Source organism: Enteractinococcus helveticum (assembly GCF_001657475.1).
Taxonomy (GTDB): Bacteria; Actinomycetota; Actinomycetes; order Actinomycetales; family Micrococcaceae; genus Yaniella; species Yaniella helvetica.
On the sequence record NZ_LXEY01000012.1, the window covers coordinates 61,023 to 80,937 of the forward strand.

A 19,915-nucleotide genomic window follows, 5' to 3' on the forward strand; every position below is an offset into this window, starting at 1 on the left:
CCTCCTGATGAGAAAATCTTGAAAGATTTTCTCATCAGGAGGCAGTGAAAAACTAACTCAACTTGTTGCAGATCCGTCGATACTCGTACCGCGCAGTACGCCGATGCCATGAGCTTAGCCGATCAATATCACCTGGCTGGGGAACACTATGAGCAGCTCAATGGGTTTTCCGGTGAGGTTCAACGAGATATCTTCGACGGCGAGTGGCTCGATACGAGTAAATCTCCCGGTGCTGTTCCGATGCAGGGCGGGGCGCTAGGTCGTGCTCCGGCGGGTGCGACGAATGAAAATAGCCATTACTTCACTGCAGAGCGTTGGTATTCTACTACCGAAGATTTGGACCCGGTTATCGTCAAAGCTGCCGAGGCGTGGGATTCTTGGGACTGGGATGTAAGCGAGTACAGCAGTGAGCTCAGCGGGAATCTGCGGGTTCAAGCAGCCACCCCAGAGGGGTATTACTTTCAACTCAAAGAAGGCAATGATGAATTGCGGTTGACCGGGTCGTCCCCGGTCTATTGGGCCAACTTAGATGAGCTTCAAGATGCGGTTGTTCAGCGTCTTGAAGCTGAAGATGTTGCCGGGACTGTGACGTGGGATGCGACTGATCGCGACGATGACGATGTGGGGCGTCGTATGCCTGGGGAGTACCGCGACTTCCCTGCGGGGGATAGTTGATAAGAGATCGGTCCGGATCCAGGAGGACAGAAATGCTCATAAGATTGTTGTCCGGTTAGCGGTACTTCGAGTGTAACCCGCCAGGACGATGACCGACCCTAGCGTCAGCACCATCGGGCAGGTAGAGAAAATATTACGACGAAATGATTAATCTCGAGTGGTGATGCTCAACGGGGAGCTTTGCAAGCTGGTGAAGTTCCCGACCGATGCATGGATACTGCATTGCGACGTCACCGACAGCGCCGTCACTGTTAACCCGTCAGACGAGATGGCCACGGCACCGGAGCAGTTATCGGAGAACCGCACGCCCGACTCATCGCCGGCGATATTCTGCAGCATCTGGGATGGCGAACCGGACGCAGGACTTTGATACAGCGGATTCAACTCATCCGGACCACTTGGCCACACCGGAACCAGAGTGATCGGCAGTGGGGTCTGGGAGACGGTTCGCGACGGCGTCTCGACGTGAATATCGCGGAGTCGCTGCACCGGATAGGCCGTTGAGGAAGCATCTGCATTCTGCAGAGCGGCGTTCGTTGCCTCAACTGCACCTTCTAGCCAAGCGTTCAGTTCTTCTTGGTCCGCGACACTTCCCGGCAGGGTCGCCGTCACGGTGAGCTGATCGTTGGCAGGAATTTCGACGCCGTCCAACTGCCACCCGCATTCTGCACGCAAACCAGTGTTGGAAGACTGATGGTGCTTCGCGGAGACACCCTCCCAGCTCACAGCCGGGCATGCCTCGGCTTCAGCATCCGTTGCTGGCAAGACCTCCAGGAACTGACCAGACAGCGGTGCACGTTGAGCCGAGTACGTGATATCCACGGTGATCTGTTCAGCTTCAGGATCATAGGATGCTTGACGAGACACTGACAGCCCAGTGGGTAACGGTTGATCCTGTTGGCTGGCCTGCAAGGCTGTGTCGGAGGCGGTTTGTGCGTCGTCGGCATTGCCGGTGAATAGCCAAATGCCGCCGACGACCAGGGCGACCAATAGCACCAGCCCAGAAATGCCAAGCAAGATATTTTTCTTCGTGAACCAGCTCAGCTGTTCATCTGCTGGTGTGTCATCTTCAACTGGCTCATCGGGTTCGGGAATCCGGGCCATCGGCATGGGGCGCAGCACCGTATGCTGCGGGGCCGGACCCAATTCGGGGGCGTGTTGTGCAACCGATGATTCGACGTCGCCGGTGAGGTTCGTTTCGTGCAGCAGATCGCTGCGCAGCATGGTGCGGGGGCGCTCGGCTTCCACGAAGTCTTCGGTAACCGGCGCTGGCGCGAGTGCGGCCAGGTCAAGATACTTTGGTGCCAGACGACGCATGGTTGCGGCGGCTTCGGCAGCACTCGGCCGATCTCGCGGATCTTTAGCAAGGAGATCATTGACTGCGCGCCAGAGTTCACGCGGAATATCTAATTCTGGCGGCAGTGCGGTGACGTGACGATACGCGATGGTGAAGTCGGTGCCGGGACCGTCGAATGGTGTACGACCGGAGAGTAATTCATACAGCAGCACACCGGTTGAATAGACGTCGGCGGCCGAAGTGGAGTGACCGTGGCTGATGATTTCCGGGGCCATGTACTGCGGGGTGCCCAGCATGCCAGAGGTTTGGCGTTGGCGTGCACTAACCACCGAGGCGATGCCGAAGTCGGTGACTCGAACGGTCTCAGTCTGGCCTGGTTGCCATGGTGCAGACAGCAACACGTTGTCAGGTTTAATGTCGCGGTGAATCACTTGCAGTCGGTGGGCTTCGGTCAGACCATCGAAGATTTGTGCCGTCAGGTTCAGCGCTTCAGCCGCCGGCAGGGTCTTCTGGGCTGTCAGGAGATCCCGCAGGGTTCCGCCGGCGATGTAGTCCATGACGATCGCCAGGGTCGCACCTTCTACGACAAGGTCGCGTACCGCCACGATACTTGGGTGCCGCAAGCCGATGAGCACGGAGCGCTCGCGTACAAACCGTTCTACGAGGTCGGCATCATTGGCGTGTTCGGACTTGAGGATTTTCGCCGCATAGGTCGCCTCATCGCGCGTGGACTCTGCCAACCACACATCACCGGCAGCACCTGAACCGATGTGCTTGACCAACCGGTAGGACGCGCCGAGTGCATCGCCAGGCTGAGGAGTCGACATAGCACGCTCCTTCCGGGCTGTTATGACAGGGATATGCAGACTGTTGCATCGTACCAACGTGATGATTCTTCAACGGGTACATGACTGATTTTGTGCTGCTGAGCTGACGTTAATCTCGATGTTTTAGATCAATTTTTGGTTAAGAATTCTTGATGAATGAGTGAACATTTTGATGCCTCGAGTGTGGGGTGTCGTGCCAATCGTGCCGACCCTAGCCAACGAAGTATCTTGAAGCTTCACGTATTAAGCCAAGTCAACAAGCCGTTTTTAGGCGAATCAACAAACGTCGGTCGCAGATACTTGGATGCCGATCATTCATATTTGAACTATTTTTATGCTGGTTCGGTGGTAGTCGTCATGTTGTGACATGGGCCGAAATTAGTTGAAAATGTTTGCTTCGCTAGGGTGGTGCCCAATTTTGGGTGTCCTTTGTTGTCTTTCTTATGAGGAGTGTTCCGATGGCTACACGCGTACTATCAACAGAAGAAGCGAAAACCGCGATTCGTCAGATCCAGTCCATCGTTAATGGTGGCTTTACCGATCAGATCACCCAGCTGGACACCCAGGGTCGTGTCCTGTCGGATCCAAACGTCTGGGATGGCCCACTGGCCGAAACCTTCCGCAATGGCACCTGGCCAGAAACCAAATCGGCTCTGGACAACGCCAAGCAGCAGCTGGAAGAACTGCGCAACCAGCTGGACCGCATTTCCCAAGACATCTTCACCGCCGGTGGCGGCGCCTAACAGCCACCATTTTTACCGGTGTGCCGAGATGTATGACGTCGTCGGCACACCGGTTCCCTGTTCTTTCACGACGCCAGGGCGGCGTCATTTTCACTGTGCGGCATTGTAAGAATTCAGAAGGCGAGAAAATTCATGTCAGGCATCGGCGGCAACGAACCAACGGGCTATAACTACGCAGCAGCTGACACGCTCAAAGCCAAGGCAAGCAACTTGCAGGGCAAGCTATATGGCCAACAAGGACCCCGCTCGTCTGCAGTATGGACCGCGATGCAAGAATTCCGTGGCTATTACTCTGAGGTCTTTGATCGTAACGCCGAGGTCGCGTCAGACGGTCGCCGCGAGGTCGCCAATGCGCTGGGTCAGTTGGCTGGTTGGGTAGTCGAGCTCAAAGAAGCCGCCGAAGCCGAAGATCAACGCCGCGAAGAGGCCCGGGCATGGGCAGAACGTCAGCGCCAGCGTGAGGATAACTTATTAGTTGGCGCATGGCATGAAGTCACCACCTGGTTTGGTGGCGGCGATGATCCTCAGCCACCGCCGGCTCAGGATCCACCAAACTTTCACAGTGACGTCGTCCAAGTGAAGGGACGTGAAATCGATCCTCCGGCCGGTAGCTCGAGCACATCGTCTGCGGCGCCTGCTGATTTGCGTCATTTCCAGACGCGCACCGGAGAACTCGATGATGAACTGGCGACCGCTGTCTCGCAATTCCAGAGCGCGTTAAGCGACTACGAGGCCGGCTGTAATAGCGCGTGGGGTTACCTCAACGGTCAGCCGGTTTTGACCGCGATGAATTCGTGGCTAGAGGACAACGCCAACGACGCTCAGTGGGCAGGACTTGTTGCTGAAGCTTTTGAAGCCGCCGGTGGTGAAGGCCGCATTACGATGGCCGACGCGTCGATTGCCGCTGCCCTGGCGAACGCCGGTGTCGATTCACATCGCGATAACCTCACGATTGAACCTTTTTCGGCTGTTGGATCGCAACCGACCACCGGTTTCGCCGATGACCCGGTCAACACGTCAACCGGGAACTTCCTAGAACCCGAGTACGACCTCGACTTTTCTACTGCAGCGAGTTCTCTGCAGTTCTCGCGCATGTACAACTCACTAGACGACCGGACCGGGGCATTCGGTTATGGTTGGTCGTCGGTACTTGACGTTCGTTTAGAACTCGATGACGAAGGTGCCCGGTTCATCAAGGCCGACGGCCGACAGATTACGTTCCCCCGGGCAGCCGAGGGGTGGGACCGCGGGGTTGGCGAAAACTACTGGCTGAGTGATACACCGCCGACGCGTCTCACGTACGTGGCAGGACTACCGGATCGGGCTCTGACCGTGACCGATAACGAAGGTAACTGGTGGGCATTTAGTCCTGCGGGCCTCTGGTTAGCTGCCGGAAGTGGGCCGGGTACCACCGTGAGTATCGTGCGCGACGAAACTGGCCAGATCACCCGTCTGGCTCATGAGCGCGGCCGGTTCATCGACGTCGAATATATTTCCGATCGAGTAGCCAGCGTGAGCGCCTCCGATGGCCGCCGCATCGAATACCTGTATGACGACCAGCTTCGTCTGACTGAGGTGACCAGCTCGTCTGGCACGCGTACCTATCGCTGGAATGATGCCGGGCTGATTGACCAGGTGGTCGCGGCTGATGGTGTTGTTGAAGTTGTCAATACCTACGATGCCAAGGGTCGGGTGATCAGCCAGCTGACCCCGTATGGCCGTAGCGTGCGCTTTGCATATTTGCGTGGTCAGGTTACCTCGGTGTCGACCGATGACGGCACCGGCGCGAACACCTGGATAGCGGATCGCAAGGGCCGCGTCGTGGGCATTATCGATGCCGATGGCAATCGCCAGTCGATGGCCTATGATCCACACGGCAACGTGGTTTCCTCAACCGAACGTGACGGCCAAGTCACTGTGCATGCTTATGATCACCGCGGACGAATGATCCGCACCGTCACACCCGACGGTGCGGACCTGACCTACGGCTATGACGACCACGACCGCGTGACCACCGTGGTCACCGCTGCCGGCGGCGTCGTTGAATACGAATATGAAACCGTCATTGACCGCAACCCATCGATTATTATCGACCCACTCGGCGGACGCAGCGAACTGACCTGGGACAACGGGTTGCTCACGCGCGTTGTCGACCCCGAGGGTGTCACCGTCTCGCTGGACTACAACAGCTTCGGCGAGCTGATCGCCATGACCAACGCCAACGGTGACACCGCTCGCTACGTGCGCGATGCCGCCGGGCGCATTACCCAGGCCAGCAGCGCATTAGGTCACACCACACAGTTTACGTATTCAGACACCGGCCTGCTCACGGCGCGACAAGATCCCACCGGAGCAATCTGGCGCTACGAATACGGTACCGGCGACCGGTTGACCGCAACGATCGATCCTGAAGGCCACCGCACCGAGGTCACGTATAGCTCCCACGGTGAAGTTGAAACCCTCACGGATCCACTGGGCCGGGTCATCACCCAAAACTTTGATGAATTCGGCAACCTCGCCGGACTCACCCTGCCCGACGGCGCGCGCTGGGCCTACACCCACGACGCCTTGTCCCGCCTGCGCAAAATCACCGACCCTAACGGTGCCGCCTGGACCTACAATTATGACGTCACCGGCGAAGTCACCGCCGCCATTGACCCCACCGGCGTGCGCACCGACATCACCCGCTCGCGCAGCGCCAATGTCGCCACGATCCAAAACGCTTTTGAACAGCTGACCTTACACACCGATGAATATGGTCGGTTGATCAAAACCCAGCAGACCGACGACGACGCCGCCGAACTCATCAGCTACGACGCCGCTGGCCGCCCCGTGGAATTCGTCGACGCTAACGGCGGGCTGACCAAAGTCCAACGCGATCTGGCCGGACGTATCACCGCGATCACCACCCCAGAACACCGCACCGTGCGCTACGAATACGACGCGTGTGGCCGCCCATCAGTGGCCATCGACCCCACCGGGGCCCGCACCACACTGACCTACGACGCCGACTCGCGCGTCACTGCTCGGACCAGCCCGTCGGGTGAAACCAGCACCATTCAATACGACGCCGCTGGTCGCATCATCAGCGAAACCATCCCCGGCGTGGGCGTGGCCTCCTACCGCTACGACAAACTGGGACGGTTGACCGCCGTGCGTGACTCCCGCTACGGCCACCGCCGTTTCCGCTACGATGCCGCCGGCCAACTGATCGAAGCGATCAACGGCCTGGGTGGCGTCACCCGTTATGAGTACGACGCCCTGGGTCGCGTCGTGAAAGTCACCGACCCTGCCGGTGGCGTCACGACGTTCGACCACACCCACCTGGGTGCCGTCGCCGTCGTAACCGATCCGCTCAAGCGCACGATCAAAACCACCTACGACCCGGCCGGTCGCAAGGTCTCTCAAACCGATCACGACGGCAATGTCACCGAATTCACCTACGACGACGCCGGCCGCGAATCCGCCGTCTTCACCAACGGCCAATTAGTCTCACAGATAATCCGCGATACCGCTCAGCGCACCGCAACCATCACCGATGGCACCTACGATGAACCAGTCGAACACCTGTTGACCTACAACCGATTGGGCCAACTCATCGCCCGGGTCACCACCCGCGGTGCGTCCAGCGAAGAAGCCCGCTGGGAATACGACGCCGATGGCTACCGGAAGGCCATGACCACCCAGGATGGTACGCGCATCTCGTATCACCGCGATCAGACCGGTCGGGTCACCCGCATCAAACATGGCACCTTTGGTGAAGCCTTCTACGACTACGACGCCGACGGCCGTATCATTCAGGCCCGGGCTGCCGACCAGCTGCAAACGTGGGCCTACGGCGACGGCTTCCCAGTCGCCCACACCCATACCTCTACCGAGGGTGTGGCGGTGACTCATATGGGCCGCGATGAAACCGGTCGTATCACCGAACTCACCGGTGAACACGGCACCACAATGTATACCTACGACGACGGCCAACAGCTCACATCCGCCGTCACTGATGGGGCAGAAACCACCTGGAGCTACGATGCCGCCGGACGCATGACCGCCCACACTACGCCTGCCGGCACGACGTCATACGTCTATGACCAGGCAAGCCAATTACTTATGGTCAAACACCCTGATGGTGAAACGACGACTTTCGAATACGACGGTCAGGGTCAACGGATCCACGAACGTTCCGACCGTGCCGAAACCAAATACGCCTGGGATGCTCGCGGCTGGTTGCGCGGCATCATCGAACAAACGCCACACGGCACAACCGAAACTGACCTGATGGTCAATGCATTTGGTGAGCTAACTGATGTCAACGATACCCGGTTGCACTGGGATATCGCCGCCGGTGTGCCATCCTTGTTGGAGGTTGATGGCACGTCCGTGTTCACCGGCCCAGCTGGTGTGACAGGCGTCAGCACTACCTGGCAGAAACCGACCTGGCGCGCCGCACGCGGCACGCACTACCAGGACCCGTGGCAAACCCTGGCCGAAGTCTCTGCTCACCCTGGTGTGGGCCTCGGTACCGACGGCAGCCTGCGCATAGCTGGCCTGGAATGGATGGGAGCTCGCGCTTATGATCCTTCCTCGGCAGGCTTCTTGTCGCAGGACCCGCTGGCCGCGCCACTGGGTGCCGCCTGGGCTGCAAACCCATACTCTTATGCGGGTAACGATCCGCTACATGCCATCGATCCGCACGGGCTAGCACCGATCACCGACGAAGAACTCCAAGCCTACGCAGATGGTCTGCAGGGACCTTTGGCCACCGGTTTTAACGCGGCAGTCGACTGGACCAAGGATAACTGGGAGTCCATCGTTGCCGTCGGCGTCATCGTTGGCGGTGTCGCCCTGACGATGACTGGCGTTGGCGGTCCCGCGGGTATCGCGCTGATGGCCGCCGGTGGTGCTGCAATTGGTGGCGGTGTCTCCGTGATTTCCCAACAGGCATCTCACCCCAATGGTGAAATCGACTGGGGTCAGGTCGGCACTGACGCTCTGATCGGTGGTATCGGCGGCGGTGCGAGCGGTTTAGCAGCCCGTGGTCTGACTCAAGCAGCGCGCGTTGTGCGCCCCGATGTTTTATTGAACCCGAACGCAAGTACCACTGCCCGGACCACATACGCCGCCCTGCGTAGCTCTACTACTCGTGGCGCCATCTCGGCTGGTACCGGCGGAGCGACCACGAATGTGGCGAACTACCACGTCTACGGCGGTGATAATCGCACCTGGCAGGGTTACGTGCAAAATGGTCTAGTCGGTTTTGGTACGGGTGCTGTTGGCTCTTATGGAACGTCCCGACTCTCGCCGGTTTCCTCGCAGATGGGCAACAGCGTAGTATCGAGACCAATGTTTGGCAGTACGGCTGGGCCACGATCTACCGGCCCTTATACCTGGGGCCATTTCGCCGGTGATCAGATCGGCGATCGTCTCGTTGGTGGCGCAACAAACGCAATCAATGAAGGCCTGCGCGACACAGGCCAAGACGGCGGCAACCTGCCAAGATCCTTCTGGCAGGGTGTGGCGACCGGGGGTAGTGACCCAACCGTCGGCTTACATGCGAAATAAGGACCGGCATGAGCGATTTTCAGCCTGACGATCAGCCCGGACGGCCTGGTGTCACACGTCGATCTAAGATCATCGCCACGGTGATCTTGGGTGTGTGCGTTGTGGTCGGGGCCGTTGCGTTGTCGTTTCCGTGGTTGGATTCTTTGGATCAGCGGTGGACGACGTGCGAAGTCATCGAGGCCACCCCGTTTCAGGGTGATAACACCAGTATGCAGCCGTGGAAGGTGCAGATTCGTACGACCGATTGCCAAGATGTGATCTATTCTGAGGGCGTGACCGAAGACAACGTGGAACAGATAGCTCGCTCCATTAAACCTGGCGCATACGAACTGAAAATGAGTTGGGTGTCGCGTCGTCTGGCCGATGGCTGGTGGCCCACGATCGCCCCATCGGTCCAGGAGTTCCGATGGGCTGAGTAAGTTTTGTATTCGGAATTGAGATATTGACAGCGTCAGAGAAATCGGCGCACTCAACAAGGCGATCCGGTATTGAATGAGATGAATCGGTCCTGCGAGATTGGACAGTGATATTGCGTTGAAAAAACAACAGTGAGACGGTTTATCGAATACCATCCTCGCGATGCTGGTCTTGTGCATTTTTATTGTGCTGGCGATCGTGGGGCCAGTCTTCTTCTCTCAACCTGAGCATCTGGGCAAACAAATTTTGGTCAGTGTCCTGGCGTTTGTGACGTTTGTGGTCCTTGGCGGGATACACCTCGGTTCACGGATACGGCTGCGCTGGTGGGGCGTCCTGCTGGTCTTCGGCATTGTGTATCTAGCACTGTTTGCTTTCAGAGAGGGTGATTTTCGGCCCGACCAGTTTTGGTTTTTTATGAGTCCCATGGGGTATGTGATGGGAGCTCTTGGGTTCGGGAAACCAGAGCTGTCTCGGGCAACGAAAACGCAGGGCTATCGCACTGACGGCCTCGCGGTACAGGCTTGGTCGTCGGCTGGCAAAATTGAGACACCACTGTTGGCTCCTGATGAGTTAGCCAAGCAACTTGATGACTACCATCTGACCCTGTTGCAGTTCATCGACGATCGTCGAAGCCTAGAAATTGCGGGTGGTCTGAACGATCATGTCGTGATCTACTATGCGGATGACCAGATCGACGATGAGTCGTGGTCTGTCTACACAGAGCACAGTGCTAAGAATCAGGATGATATGAAAGCACAGCCCATGTTTATTGGGGACGTGGAAGGTCTGATCCCTGAGAGTTTTTGGTGCACCCGTACTCGAGCTCAGATGCTGGTGGCTCAGTTCGTCAAAAACGGTCGTATCGACCTCAGACGGGATGATCACTGGATAAACGCAGGTTCCATGGCGGGTGGTATTCGAGCAAGCTTACCCACAGAAAGTTAAGCAATAGAATCGACGACGAACACTCCAGTATCTTGAGCTGGTGTATGTGAGGGGAGTTAGGATTTTTATGGTTGAATCGAACCATCTCGGCCACGGTGCGGCTTTTGCCACCGGAGCAGCAGGCGGCCCGGTGCAGAGGCGATTGCGCAAGATGAGCACGCACCCTGAAGATCCTCGCGTCTTTTCGCAAGCAAAGATCTGGGTCCCGCTCGGGTTGTTACTGAGTCTGCTCATGACGCTGATTATGCCGATACCAATCAGCGAGTATCTCGACGGCACGAGTGACGATATCTTCTCAATCATCCTGCCTGGATTATTCACCTTGTTTTGCTATCTGTTGTTGCTGATGGGGCTGTTCCGTCGTTTTGGGGTGAACCGAGAGAAAGCCTGGACTCGATTCGGCAAACTGTTCTACCGACAGGTTCGGTTTGAAGACATTGATCGATTTGGTGTCGGTATGCAACGGTACAAGCTCTATGCCGGGGATACGATGATCAATATTGATTACAACCGGTTTGATTACTCGCTAGTGTTTATCCGGTTACTGGAAGAGCTGCAATACCGGCGGTTTCGACTCCAAAAAGTCGGCGTTGATGATCCAGAGTGGGAAGATACCGCGCAGGCACATCGCAATATGCTCGCCGCCGATGTTTATGCCAATCACCGCGCTTTCTATGATGCTCATCCCGAAGAGCTGGATCGCCTCCAAGCGTTGGCGCAGCCTCCACAGACCTATGTCAACTAAGTGCTGTTTGCTACAGATGCGCTGTTTCGACTCCGATGGGGCACGGCCGTTGCCGCTTGGCGTGCTGGCAGCCCCAGTGTTAAAGGGCAGGCACGCTTCGGCTGAGATATCAGGCTGTGAGGCCACCTGGCTGGGAGTGCCGCGTGTGTAGCACCGGGGCGATTTCTTTAACGAAGCTCAAGTGCGGGACATATGTGTGGATAACCGTAGCAAATAGTAGGTGAGTTGCGACATCGTGGATGTGGAGTCTTATAATCTGATTCGCTTCGGACGTCGTGGGATACTATACGCATGTTTCTCAGTGCTTTGGACATGTTGGTCCCAACTCATCAAACTTCAGGATTGTGGCGTCACCCAGAGGCGCAGCACGCCCAGTACTCTGATCTGCATTTTTGGAAGAAACATGCGGCCATGCTGGAAGAAGCAGGCTTTGACACCATGTTTTTCGCGGATGTCTCGGGACTGTACGACGTCTATGAAGGCACCGGCACAACGGCAATTCGTGCTGGCATGCAATACCCGGCACTTGATCCATTACTGTTGATCAGTGCCCTGGCAGCCGAAACTTCGACCATCGGTTTTGGGGTCACGGCCAATGTCTCGTATCTGCCGCCATATTTATTAGCCCGTACGTTTGCCACCTTGGACCACCTAACCAATGGGCGGGTCGGTTGGAACATCGTTACCGGGTACCAGCGCTCTGCACTGCGCAACCTCGGTGGTGAAGACCTGCTGCCACATGACCAACGCTATGACCGCGCCGATGAGTACATGGAAGTCGTCTACGGCTTATGGGAAGCTTCCGTCGAGCCTGATGCGATTATTGGTGATGTCACCAGTAACACCTATATCGATCCGAAGAAAGTCCATCCGATTGATCACTCCGGTGACTGGTTCACTGTCCCGGGTCCGGCTCTGGTGACACCGGGCCCACAGCGCACACCGTTACTCTTCCAAGCAGGGTCATCGCCTCGCGGTATCGAGTTTGCCGTGAAACATGCCGAGGCACTTTTCTTCTCGGGTACCTCACCGGACAACGTGCGCCAGTTAGTTGACCAGGTAGAACAACAACTCCAGGCTGCCCGACGCCGCCGGGAAACGGCGCGTCTGATCACCTCAGTAACAGTTATCGCAGCCCAGACAGATGAAGCAGCCTATCAGCGTTACCGCGATTACAGCCAATACGTTGATCAAGACGCGGCCCTTGCCCTCTTTGCTGGCTGGACGGGCCTGGACTTATCGAAATATCAGCCAGACGACGTATTGCAAGAGGTGCATATTGAAGGCAACCGTTCTGCACTGCAATCCTTTACCTCAATGGACCCAGACCGAGCATGGACCATCGCCGATCTGGCAGCATATATGTCCATCGGCGCTCGCGGTCCCGTCATTGTAGGATCCGGCAAGACCGTCGTCGACGAACTGGAACGGTGGGTAAGAGAAGCTGGTGTTGACGGCTTCAACATCGACTACGCTCTCCGTGGCCCGGATATGACGGCGTTCGCGCAGTTTGTCACGCCGGAACTGCGAGCACGTGGACACCTTGGGGCGGCATTACAGGACGAGGCTCACTCTCAAACGCTTCGTGGTCGCATATTCGGGACAGATTGGTTGCCACAAGACTCCACCGGGGGTGCCTATCGAGGATCTAAAAGATCCCTGTAAAAGCCCGGTCCGTGGCATGGGATCACGTTCCTTCCTGTGGCGCTGGCCGGTAAGAGTGGATTTTCAGTTCCTTGGCATAGCGGATGCTGCCGTCGACGTCGATCGCGGACTCGTGCACGCGCACCTCATACGGTGCCTGCTCGAACGTGCTGGCCAGGCCGTGGGCGTTGTCATATGTGAGCCCATCGGTATAGATCAAGGTGGGACAGTTGGTGGATTCGAGGACGATGCGCCAGGGGAGCTCGTCGTCGCGGGTTTCTTCTGCGGTGGCCTGCGTGACATTGCAGACGCCCCAGCGCAGATCGCTGGGATAGCCGGCGCCCATCGATATGAAACCAAAGGGAATCAACACCAGGAACCACAAGACCATGAGTAGAAATGCTAATCCCACCAGGCGTTGGCCCACCGTCTTGGGTGCCTTGGGTTCAACGGGCTGCGCGTGGCTCACGGGTGCCTCCTCAAACGGTTGGGGCAGGGGTAGGATCGAGTCGATTCTACGACGGTGGTGTCGTCGTCGGTCATGCACGCTGCAAGGTGGAAGCAATGGTTAGTATCGAAGGATGCAGTGGCGCGAAGTTGATGGTTATGACTGGTACGTACTTGAGACCCCGGAGACCGGACCGTACCTGAGCTTAGTGCTCGGTTACGGGTTGGTGCATGAGCCAGTCGAGGAGTTTGGGACCCTGCAGTTGGCTGCGGGCATGTTGCAGACGGAGCTGTCGCGCCCCGTCGAGACCGGTTTTGGGCGAGCTTCGGTGCCGGAAGTGTCGGTGACGGTGGGTTCTGATACGACAACCATTGGCATGCGCGGGGATGTAGCGACCCTGTCGGCGGCGTGGCAGCGGTTGGCTGACGTTTTGGCAGGCCGCCAGACGGTGGACATCTCCGATCCGGTGGATGTACGGATCTCAGCAGCCCCGCGGGATATCACGACCCGGTTTGGGTTGACCTCGTTGACGTTAGCCGCCTCGCAGGTGGTGCAACCACAGGCTGCGGGTGACCCGTTTATGTTGTTAGGACACCTGAATCCCGCTGCGGGCCAGGTTCGGGCGGTGATGTGCACGAATACCGAGCAGCTGATCTCCAACGCATTTGCGGCACCTACCGGGGGATTGGCGGGTGTGGAGCGTTCGCGGTATCGTGCCGATGCGCGCCCGGGCGGGATGGAATTTCGTGCGGGTTATCCGTTGATCTCGGTCATGGTGCCCAGTTCGGCCGATGGTGCCGCCGCCGTGCGAGTGCTGGCCCAACAAACGGTCCAGCATATTCATGACGTGACCCGGCGCGATCTGGGCATCGAAGTTTCTCTGGTGTCCGTGGGTCCGGATACGTTGGCGACCCTGATGGTCGTGGATGCTATTTTGCATGGGCAACAGCGCTCGCAGATCCAGCAGTTGATTGTCTCCAAACCGATTCCGGATCACCGGATTGCCGACGCCGTGGAGTTCGAGGTCGACAACCGGCCGCTCAGTAGAATTCTAGCCCGTCGGGTCCACGGTCTGGATGACGAATTCGCTTCGTTGGATGCCACGCACCAGGCGGTAGCGCAGGCCCGGGCAACGATGCGGTTCTACACAGACCCCTTCTCGCACCTTCCGGCCGGGTACGAACCGATTGACCAGGCCTTGCCCGCCGCGGATGGTCCGAAATTCAAGCGAAAAGCTGGCCGCGACCACCTGGTGATCGGCACCGGCGTCATCGAGCATCGTTATGCTGGTGGCCACGGCGCGGTGACGGTCGATGTGGTGGACGTACACAACCTGGCGCTGGTGATCGAGGACCCATCTGATGCCGTGGTGCTCATCGATGACCAGTACCGCACGGTGGACGTCATTTTCGATGTGTATCGCAAACAAAATCAGCTGCGCGAGTTGATCACCCAGCGTACCCAGGGCGTGCCGCGGATTACCGCCGGCGACCTGATCCCGACAGCGCAGGTCCGACGGCAGGTTGGCAAGTCGCGGATGCTCAAGTGGGCGGTTGGGTTAGCGCCGGTGGCCATCATCATGTTTGCGGTGTTGATGTCCTGGGCGGAAGGGTTGCGCGAGGTTGGCGAACCGGCACCCGAGCACATGGACCCGCCGCAGGCTCGACAAGATGAGCCGGAACGTGCTGCAGAGCAGGTCAAAACGGCAGCGGGAGAGACTGCGACGTTGGCGAACTGGTCGCGCGTCACCGTTGACGTGGCCGAGTTTGAACCGGGCGAGGATAGCGAGTTCGCAGCATTCACGGGCGTGCATCTGGTGGCGGATATCGAATATTGCGCCGCCGAGGACGAGGACTTCGTGGACCCGGAGCTGTTCTCCATGACTCACGGTGAGCCGTCACAATTCGCACACGACGTGGAGGACGTTGAGGATCCGCTGCAACCACGCGAGCTGGAGGCCGGACAGTGCGCGACCGGCCAGCTGGGATACTTCGTCATGGGTGACGAAGCTACGAATATGCAGGTGTCTTATAGCTACGACTATCCGGGTCGGGTGACCTGGGTGGTTGAGGACATCTCCTCGGGGTCGTGATGGCACGTCGTCGAAACAAGACCCCGACCCGGACTCAAACCGTTGTGACCTTGTTGATCATGTTCGGTGGGTTGCTCTTCATGACCTGGGCTTTCACTGATCCTTGGCGAGATGCCCAGAACCTCACGTGGGTCGAGTGCGAGGTCATGAGCGCTAAGACCCAGCGCGGTGGTAGAAACTCCTCGGTACCCTGGTATGTCGCGGTGGAGACCCGTGACTGCGGAACCGTTGTCTACCGGGTCGGCACGAGCCAAGACAACGTCGAGGGCGTGGCCGCGCAGTTTGAGCCGGGTCCATATGAATTCAAATTCGGTGCGGTCTCGCAGCGACGAGCCCAGGGTGGGACCTTATTGGGCCATGCCGCAGATGCCAAAGATTTCCGGCGGCTACCCACTGAGGAGAATAGAGCTGTCAGCGACGTTCAGTAACCGCATCGGCGTGGGTTTTCGGCGCTAATACGGCCGCAGGAACAATGATCAGCGCCAAGATCCCACCGACCACCGTGAGGATGCCGAATCCTGCCGCGCTCATGAGCACTCCAGAAAATACCCCGGCACCCGCACCGAAAATTTGATACCACACGTCGATGCTGCCTTGCGTGGCGGCACGGGTGTCGGGCTGGGTCCCGTGCACAATCAGCGTGGTGCCAGAGACCAGTCCAATATTCCAGCCGATGCCCAACAACATCAGGGCAACCACCAGTGCGACCAGATTCTCAGCGGGTGCAAAAGCAGCCAGCAGTCCAGTGGCTAGGAGGACGATACCCCCGGAAATCGCCATGCGCCGGGGACCGACCCTGTCGACTAACGGTCCGGTGATTAAGGAGGGCAACCACATGGCCGCGACGTGGAGTCCAATGACCAGTCCGACGGCACCCAGCGAATGATCATGAGCGCGCATGTGCACCGGGGTCATCGTCATAATGCCCACCATGACCATCTGCGAAATGACGAGCACGAGTGCCCCGACTCGAACGAGTCGCGACGGTTTCTCTACGACTGGTGGGGCGGTGACCTCGACGCCTTGCGCGCTGTCTTGGGCCTGAAGTTGTTTGGCAACCACATAGGGGTCGGGTCGCAGCATGGTTACCAGAATGCTGCCCGCGACGAGGTAGGCGACTGCTGCCAGCAGGAAGGGCCCCGTCAGTGATGGCAGGCCGAAGCGTTCGGCGAGGTCGCCGAGTGGTTCGATGAGGTTGGGGCCTGCGACCGCGCCGATGGTGGTGGCGACCATGGCGATGCTCACCGCGGTGCCCTTGCGGTGTGCCGGTGCTAAATCCGTGCCCGCATAGCGGGTTTGCATGTTGGTTGCCGTCCCCGCACCATAGATAAATAACGAAGCGAAGAGGAATACTGGGCTGGAAATTTGCGTAGCGATGACCACCCCGATGGCGCCGATGCCGCCGGCAATAAAGCCGAAACCCAGAGCGCGCCGTCGTCCCGTTCGTTGGGTAGCACGACCGATCAGAAATGCGGTCAGCGCGGCCCCCAGCGTGAATAATGCGGTCGGTACACCGGAGAGCGCCTCGGTGCCGAGCAGGTCCTGGGCGATCAGTGCGCCCACGGAAATGCCGGCAGCCAGTCCCGCACCACCGAAGGCTTGACTCATCACCACCGTGAGCAAGGTGCGACGGTGGAGTCGTTGGCGCTGTTGCGGTGTGATCGTGTCAACGGACGTGGTCAAATCGGCTGGCTCCTGTGAAGATGGTTGCGGTGCGATATCACGTGAGGGTTACATCAAACAGCCATCTAAGATGGCATTCAGGTACGGCAGGTGGACTACGAGGCTACCGGCAAGAAGAATCCCAGTGACAGGTACCATCGTAGAAATAGACACTAGGCCGCGTTTGCCGTTGGGCGGTGCGACAAGGTGCCGGATCCGGTCAATCCCGGCCGCATGCAACGCGATGGCTCCACACGCATGATGGGCGACGCCCGGACCAGACCTTTCGCCCAACTTCAATAGCGCACTGGCCAAAACCGGTGTACTCGTGCGGTAACGCGCGGTATTGTCGGCAGCCATTTCCAGGTAGTGCGGCACCGCGGAGTTTATGGCAGCAATCAGCGGAACCCAACGCAACGGAGCAATTGCACCCTGAAATAGGCCCAAGATGAGGTGGTGTCGTTGCCGCAGGTGTGCGGCTTCGTGGGTGACAACGGCGGTCAACTCATCTGGAGTGAGCAGCTCGAGGAGTGCGGTAGAGACGACGATGCCCCAGCCACGATTTGCTAGCGCAAAGGCCGTAGGGTGCGAATGTTCAATCACGGTGACATCATGTCCAGCAAGCCGTGTTCGATAGGCCGTGTGCCGCAGGGCTTGTTCGAGACGTCGACGTTGTTTGACGCTTCGGCGGAAGTACCGGTAACCGCTCACGACCATCAACAGCCAGAGGAAGACCGGCACTGCCAGCAGGACAATGATTGGGATGAACGTGTCAACTGTTAACCCCGATGGCAGCGGGTTTGCCGCATTGAGACACCGTTGACAGACCACTCCGGTGTTTCCCGGCATGACATGGCTGGGTCCAGACAGACCCCAAGCAAGCATAGGGCCCAGCGCGGCGAAACTGGCGATCCAGACGCTGGCTGTTGCCAACAGCGCGACTACCGCCACACGGGGTTTCAACATCAACGCGGGTGCTGCCTTGCGGACGAGTATCCCGCTCGTTAACCCGCTGGTGATGACGGTGACGGTCAACACCGCGGCGATGAGTAACGCAGTCATGATTGCTCCAGGTAATTGCGCAGCATTTGTAGTCCTTCTTCTGGCATGTCTTGGACAAAATGCAGGATCGAAGCGGCTTTATCCTGGCTGGAATCCAACGCTTGATGCATCTGTCGTGCGACGTATTCTTCACGACTCAGCTGCGGGAGGTAATGGACAAATCGCCCCTTGCGTTCGGAGCGCACCATGTGTTTGGTTTTGAGGTTCTGCATGACCGTGGCGATGGTGGTGTAGGCCGGATTGCTGGGCAGAACATCCATGACGTCGCGGACGCTGCGAGGACTAGAGTCCCACAAGAGATTCATGACTTGTTGTTCTAGTTCTCCCAGCTGAGGCGCCGGGTGGTTTCGTGCGGTGGTCATAGGCGTGTGCTGACGTGCTCCTGTGTGCTGACGTGCTCCTGAGTGAAAGACTGATTCGCAGGTGGGGTTGGTGCCACCCTGCACACGATCTGCCCTTTGAGCCGCCACAGCAGGGCGACGCTGGTGAGCAGAAGTGCCGCAACCCCCAAAAACGGTTGGATCGGAGCGAAATAGGTAATAGCACCAGAGTAACCGAACGCGATCAGCGCCAGTTTATTGCAGACTGGGCAGCCGACAGCGAACCATGATAGGAAACCACCGAGCATGCCGAGTTTTCCTTGGCGTCCTTTGGGGTCAAGGGCTATGGCATCTTCGTCCACCGATGAGACCGGTTGGATATAGGTGGCTATCAGCATTCCGCTGATAATAGACGTGACAATCCAAACAGGATAATTCCACCACACTGGTGGAATGTCACGTGCGAACACGGGATTGGGGATTAGGACTGTCGCTATTCCGATGAGCAAACCAACGGCAATGGCGGCCAGTGCCGCCATGAGAATTTGGCGCGCCGTCCATTGACCCAGGGCTTGTTTGGCGTATCCAAGGGTTGTGAGCATGGCATCTACTATGCCTGATAGTAATGATGATGTATAGTTGCCTGCCGGAGTTGTTACTATCTCGCATAGTAACTATGGTCCTCTGGAAATCGAAAACGTAAAGTATATGAAGGAATCGTTTTGCCGCAACAACCCTCCAGTTCGAAACCACCGTGGCTTCTCCCAGTCATCGTTGGTATCGCCGCCCTTGTCGTGATTGCCGCGGCATATTTTCTCTTCTTCGGTTCGGGGAGTTCCAATGATTCCGACGTCGCAAACAGGCCCGAAGGTGAAGGGGGCGGGGTCGTTGATGTTGTCCCGCAGGGCGAAGAAGACGAGATTGATCTGAGCCACGTCGAGCGACGCGACAGCGAGGACCCGTTGAGCATTGGCACGGTGGATGCTCCAGTGACGATGGTGATGTTCTCGGACTATCAATGCCCGTTCTGTGCATCCTGGATGGATGAAACGCTACCGGTCATGATGGACTACGTCGACGACGAGCAGCTGCGCATCGAGTTTCGTGATCTGAATGTCTTTGGTCCAGAATCCGTGCGCGCCTCACATGCCGCCTACGCCGCAGCGTTACAAGATTCCTACATGGAATACCATCAGGCCTTATTGGCCGACGGCGAGATCAGGCAGCCCGCTGAGCTCAGCGAAGAAGCTCTCCTAGACCTGGCCGCAGAGCTCGGACTGGACACAGACCAATTCCTCGAAGATATGCACTCAGAAGCAGTCCAGGAACAGATCTTGGAAAATCAGCGCCTGGGTACTGACCTCGGAGCATACTCGACGCCGTCATTCATAGTGGGTGGCCAGCCAATGGTCGGGGCACAACCCACCGACGTGTTTGTTGACGCCGTGGATCAAGCACTCACCGACGCGTCGGAGTGAA

At 58.1% G+C, this 19,915-nt stretch carries 16 protein-coding genes; 10 read left to right on the forward strand and 6 right to left on the reverse strand.

Translation table 11 applies throughout. The features are described from left to right. The first annotated feature begins 108 nt into the window (after positions 1 to 108). A complete protein-coding gene (locus A6F49_RS03965) occupies positions 109 to 675 on the forward strand; it encodes a hypothetical protein (RefSeq protein ID WP_043057106.1) in 567 nt (188 codons plus the stop codon). Between the two features lie 147 nt (positions 676 to 822). Here A6F49_RS03965 and A6F49_RS03970 read toward each other — a convergent pair whose 3' ends face one another. Next, complete coding sequence (locus A6F49_RS03970) at positions 823 to 2,799, reverse strand: serine/threonine-protein kinase (RefSeq protein WP_043057107.1); 1,977 nt, start codon at positions 2,797 to 2,799, stop codon at positions 823 to 825. A gap of 458 nt (positions 2,800 to 3,257) precedes the next feature. Between A6F49_RS03970 and A6F49_RS03975 the strand changes: the two genes are divergently transcribed. The 6 genes from A6F49_RS03975 to A6F49_RS04000 all read left to right on the forward strand — a co-directional run bounded on the left by A6F49_RS03975 (position 3,258) and on the right by A6F49_RS04000 (position 12,873). Next, a complete protein-coding gene (locus tag A6F49_RS03975; protein WP_043057108.1) occupies positions 3,258 to 3,542 on the forward strand; it encodes a pyrophosphorylase in 285 nt (94 codons plus the stop codon). Between the two features lie 132 nt (positions 3,543 to 3,674). Beyond that, positions 3,675 to 9,101 (forward strand): DUF6531 domain-containing protein, encoded by a 5,427-nt coding sequence (locus A6F49_RS03980; protein WP_043057109.1) that lies wholly within the window; start codon positions 3,675 to 3,677, stop codon positions 9,099 to 9,101. A gap of 8 nt (positions 9,102 to 9,109) precedes the next feature. Continuing rightward, positions 9,110 to 9,520, forward strand: a complete 411-nt coding sequence (locus tag A6F49_RS03985; protein ID WP_043057110.1) for a hypothetical protein — start codon at positions 9,110 to 9,112, stop codon at positions 9,518 to 9,520. 160 nt (positions 9,521 to 9,680) lie between these two features. Next, a complete protein-coding gene (locus A6F49_RS03990; RefSeq protein ID WP_043057111.1) occupies positions 9,681 to 10,463 on the forward strand; it encodes a hypothetical protein in 783 nt (260 codons plus the stop codon). A 67-nt stretch (positions 10,464 to 10,530) separates the two neighbouring features. Further along, entirely contained in the window at positions 10,531 to 11,208 is a 678-nt protein-coding gene (locus A6F49_RS03995; protein ID WP_052504714.1) for a hypothetical protein, read from the forward strand. A gap of 291 nt (positions 11,209 to 11,499) precedes the next feature. Further along, positions 11,500 to 12,873, forward strand: coding sequence for an NtaA/DmoA family FMN-dependent monooxygenase (locus A6F49_RS04000; RefSeq protein ID WP_043057112.1), 1,374 nt, complete (start codon positions 11,500 to 11,502; stop codon positions 12,871 to 12,873). 22 nt (positions 12,874 to 12,895) lie between these two features. Here the strand turns inward: A6F49_RS04000 and A6F49_RS04005 are convergent, their stop codons facing one another. Next, complete coding sequence (locus A6F49_RS04005) at positions 12,896 to 13,321, reverse strand: hypothetical protein (protein WP_043057113.1); 426 nt, start codon at positions 13,319 to 13,321, stop codon at positions 12,896 to 12,898. A gap of 112 nt (positions 13,322 to 13,433) precedes the next feature. On the opposite strand from A6F49_RS04005, the gene A6F49_RS04010 reads away from it, so the two are divergent. Then, positions 13,434 to 15,392, forward strand: coding sequence for a hypothetical protein (locus A6F49_RS04010; protein ID WP_043057114.1), 1,959 nt, complete (start codon positions 13,434 to 13,436; stop codon positions 15,390 to 15,392). After that, positions 15,389 to 15,820 carry a hypothetical protein gene (locus A6F49_RS04015; protein WP_150119379.1) on the forward strand — a complete coding sequence of 144 codons (432 nt, stop codon included), beginning with the start codon at positions 15,389 to 15,391 and terminating at the stop codon, positions 15,818 to 15,820. The genes A6F49_RS04010 and A6F49_RS04015 overlap by 4 nt, the downstream gene beginning before the upstream one ends. Here A6F49_RS04015 and A6F49_RS04020 read toward each other — a convergent pair. The 4 genes from A6F49_RS04020 to A6F49_RS04035 are packed head-to-tail and all read right to left on the reverse strand — an operon-like array spanning position 15,804 to position 19,038. Continuing rightward, positions 15,804 to 17,075, reverse strand: a complete 1,272-nt coding sequence (locus tag A6F49_RS04020; RefSeq protein WP_043057116.1) for an MFS transporter — start codon at positions 17,073 to 17,075, stop codon at positions 15,804 to 15,806. The genes A6F49_RS04015 and A6F49_RS04020 overlap by 17 nt on opposite strands. Before the next feature lie 48 nt (positions 17,076 to 17,123). After that, positions 17,124 to 18,116 (reverse strand): M56 family metallopeptidase, encoded by a 993-nt coding sequence (locus A6F49_RS04025; protein WP_043057117.1) that lies wholly within the window; start codon positions 18,114 to 18,116, stop codon positions 17,124 to 17,126. Next, a complete protein-coding gene (locus A6F49_RS04030) occupies positions 18,113 to 18,478 on the reverse strand; it encodes a BlaI/MecI/CopY family transcriptional regulator (RefSeq protein ID WP_043057118.1) in 366 nt (121 codons plus the stop codon). Before A6F49_RS04030 ends, A6F49_RS04025 begins: the two co-directional genes overlap by 4 nt. After that, a complete protein-coding gene (locus tag A6F49_RS04035; RefSeq protein WP_043057119.1) occupies positions 18,475 to 19,038 on the reverse strand; it encodes a hypothetical protein in 564 nt (187 codons plus the stop codon). Before A6F49_RS04035 ends, A6F49_RS04030 begins: the two co-directional genes overlap by 4 nt. A 120-nt stretch (positions 19,039 to 19,158) precedes the next feature. On the opposite strand from A6F49_RS04035, the gene A6F49_RS04040 reads away from it, so the two are divergent. Beyond that, complete coding sequence (locus A6F49_RS04040) at positions 19,159 to 19,914, forward strand: DsbA family protein (RefSeq protein ID WP_043057120.1); 756 nt, start codon at positions 19,159 to 19,161, stop codon at positions 19,912 to 19,914. Position 19,915 lies beyond the last annotated feature (1 nt).

What these genes read in the sequence shown, in the direction of transcription:
- A6F49_RS03965 (WP_043057106.1), top strand. Translation starts at nt 109, where the DNA reads ATGAGCTTAGCCGATCAATATCACCTGGCTGGGGAACACTATGAGCAG.
- A6F49_RS03970 (WP_043057107.1), bottom strand. Translation starts at nt 2,799, where the DNA reads ATGTCGACTCCTCAGCCTGGCGATGCACTCGGCGCGTCCTACCGGTTG.
- A6F49_RS03975 (WP_043057108.1), top strand. Translation starts at nt 3,258, where the DNA reads ATGGCTACACGCGTACTATCAACAGAAGAAGCGAAAACCGCGATTCGT.
- A6F49_RS03980 (WP_043057109.1), top strand. Translation starts at nt 3,675, where the DNA reads ATGTCAGGCATCGGCGGCAACGAACCAACGGGCTATAACTACGCAGCA.
- A6F49_RS03985 (WP_043057110.1), top strand. Translation starts at nt 9,110, where the DNA reads ATGAGCGATTTTCAGCCTGACGATCAGCCCGGACGGCCTGGTGTCACA.
- A6F49_RS03990 (WP_043057111.1), top strand. Translation starts at nt 9,681, where the DNA reads ATGCTGGTCTTGTGCATTTTTATTGTGCTGGCGATCGTGGGGCCAGTC.
- A6F49_RS03995 (WP_052504714.1), top strand. Translation starts at nt 10,531, where the DNA reads ATGGTTGAATCGAACCATCTCGGCCACGGTGCGGCTTTTGCCACCGGA.
- A6F49_RS04000 (WP_043057112.1), top strand. Translation starts at nt 11,500, where the DNA reads ATGTTTCTCAGTGCTTTGGACATGTTGGTCCCAACTCATCAAACTTCA.
- A6F49_RS04010 (WP_043057114.1), top strand. Translation starts at nt 13,434, where the DNA reads ATGCAGTGGCGCGAAGTTGATGGTTATGACTGGTACGTACTTGAGACC.
- A6F49_RS04025 (WP_043057117.1), bottom strand. Translation starts at nt 18,116, where the DNA reads ATGACTGCGTTACTCATCGCCGCGGTGTTGACCGTCACCGTCATCACC.
- A6F49_RS04030 (WP_043057118.1), bottom strand. Translation starts at nt 18,478, where the DNA reads ATGACCACCGCACGAAACCACCCGGCGCCTCAGCTGGGAGAACTAGAA.
- A6F49_RS04035 (WP_043057119.1), bottom strand. Translation starts at nt 19,038, where the DNA reads ATGCTCACAACCCTTGGATACGCCAAACAAGCCCTGGGTCAATGGACG.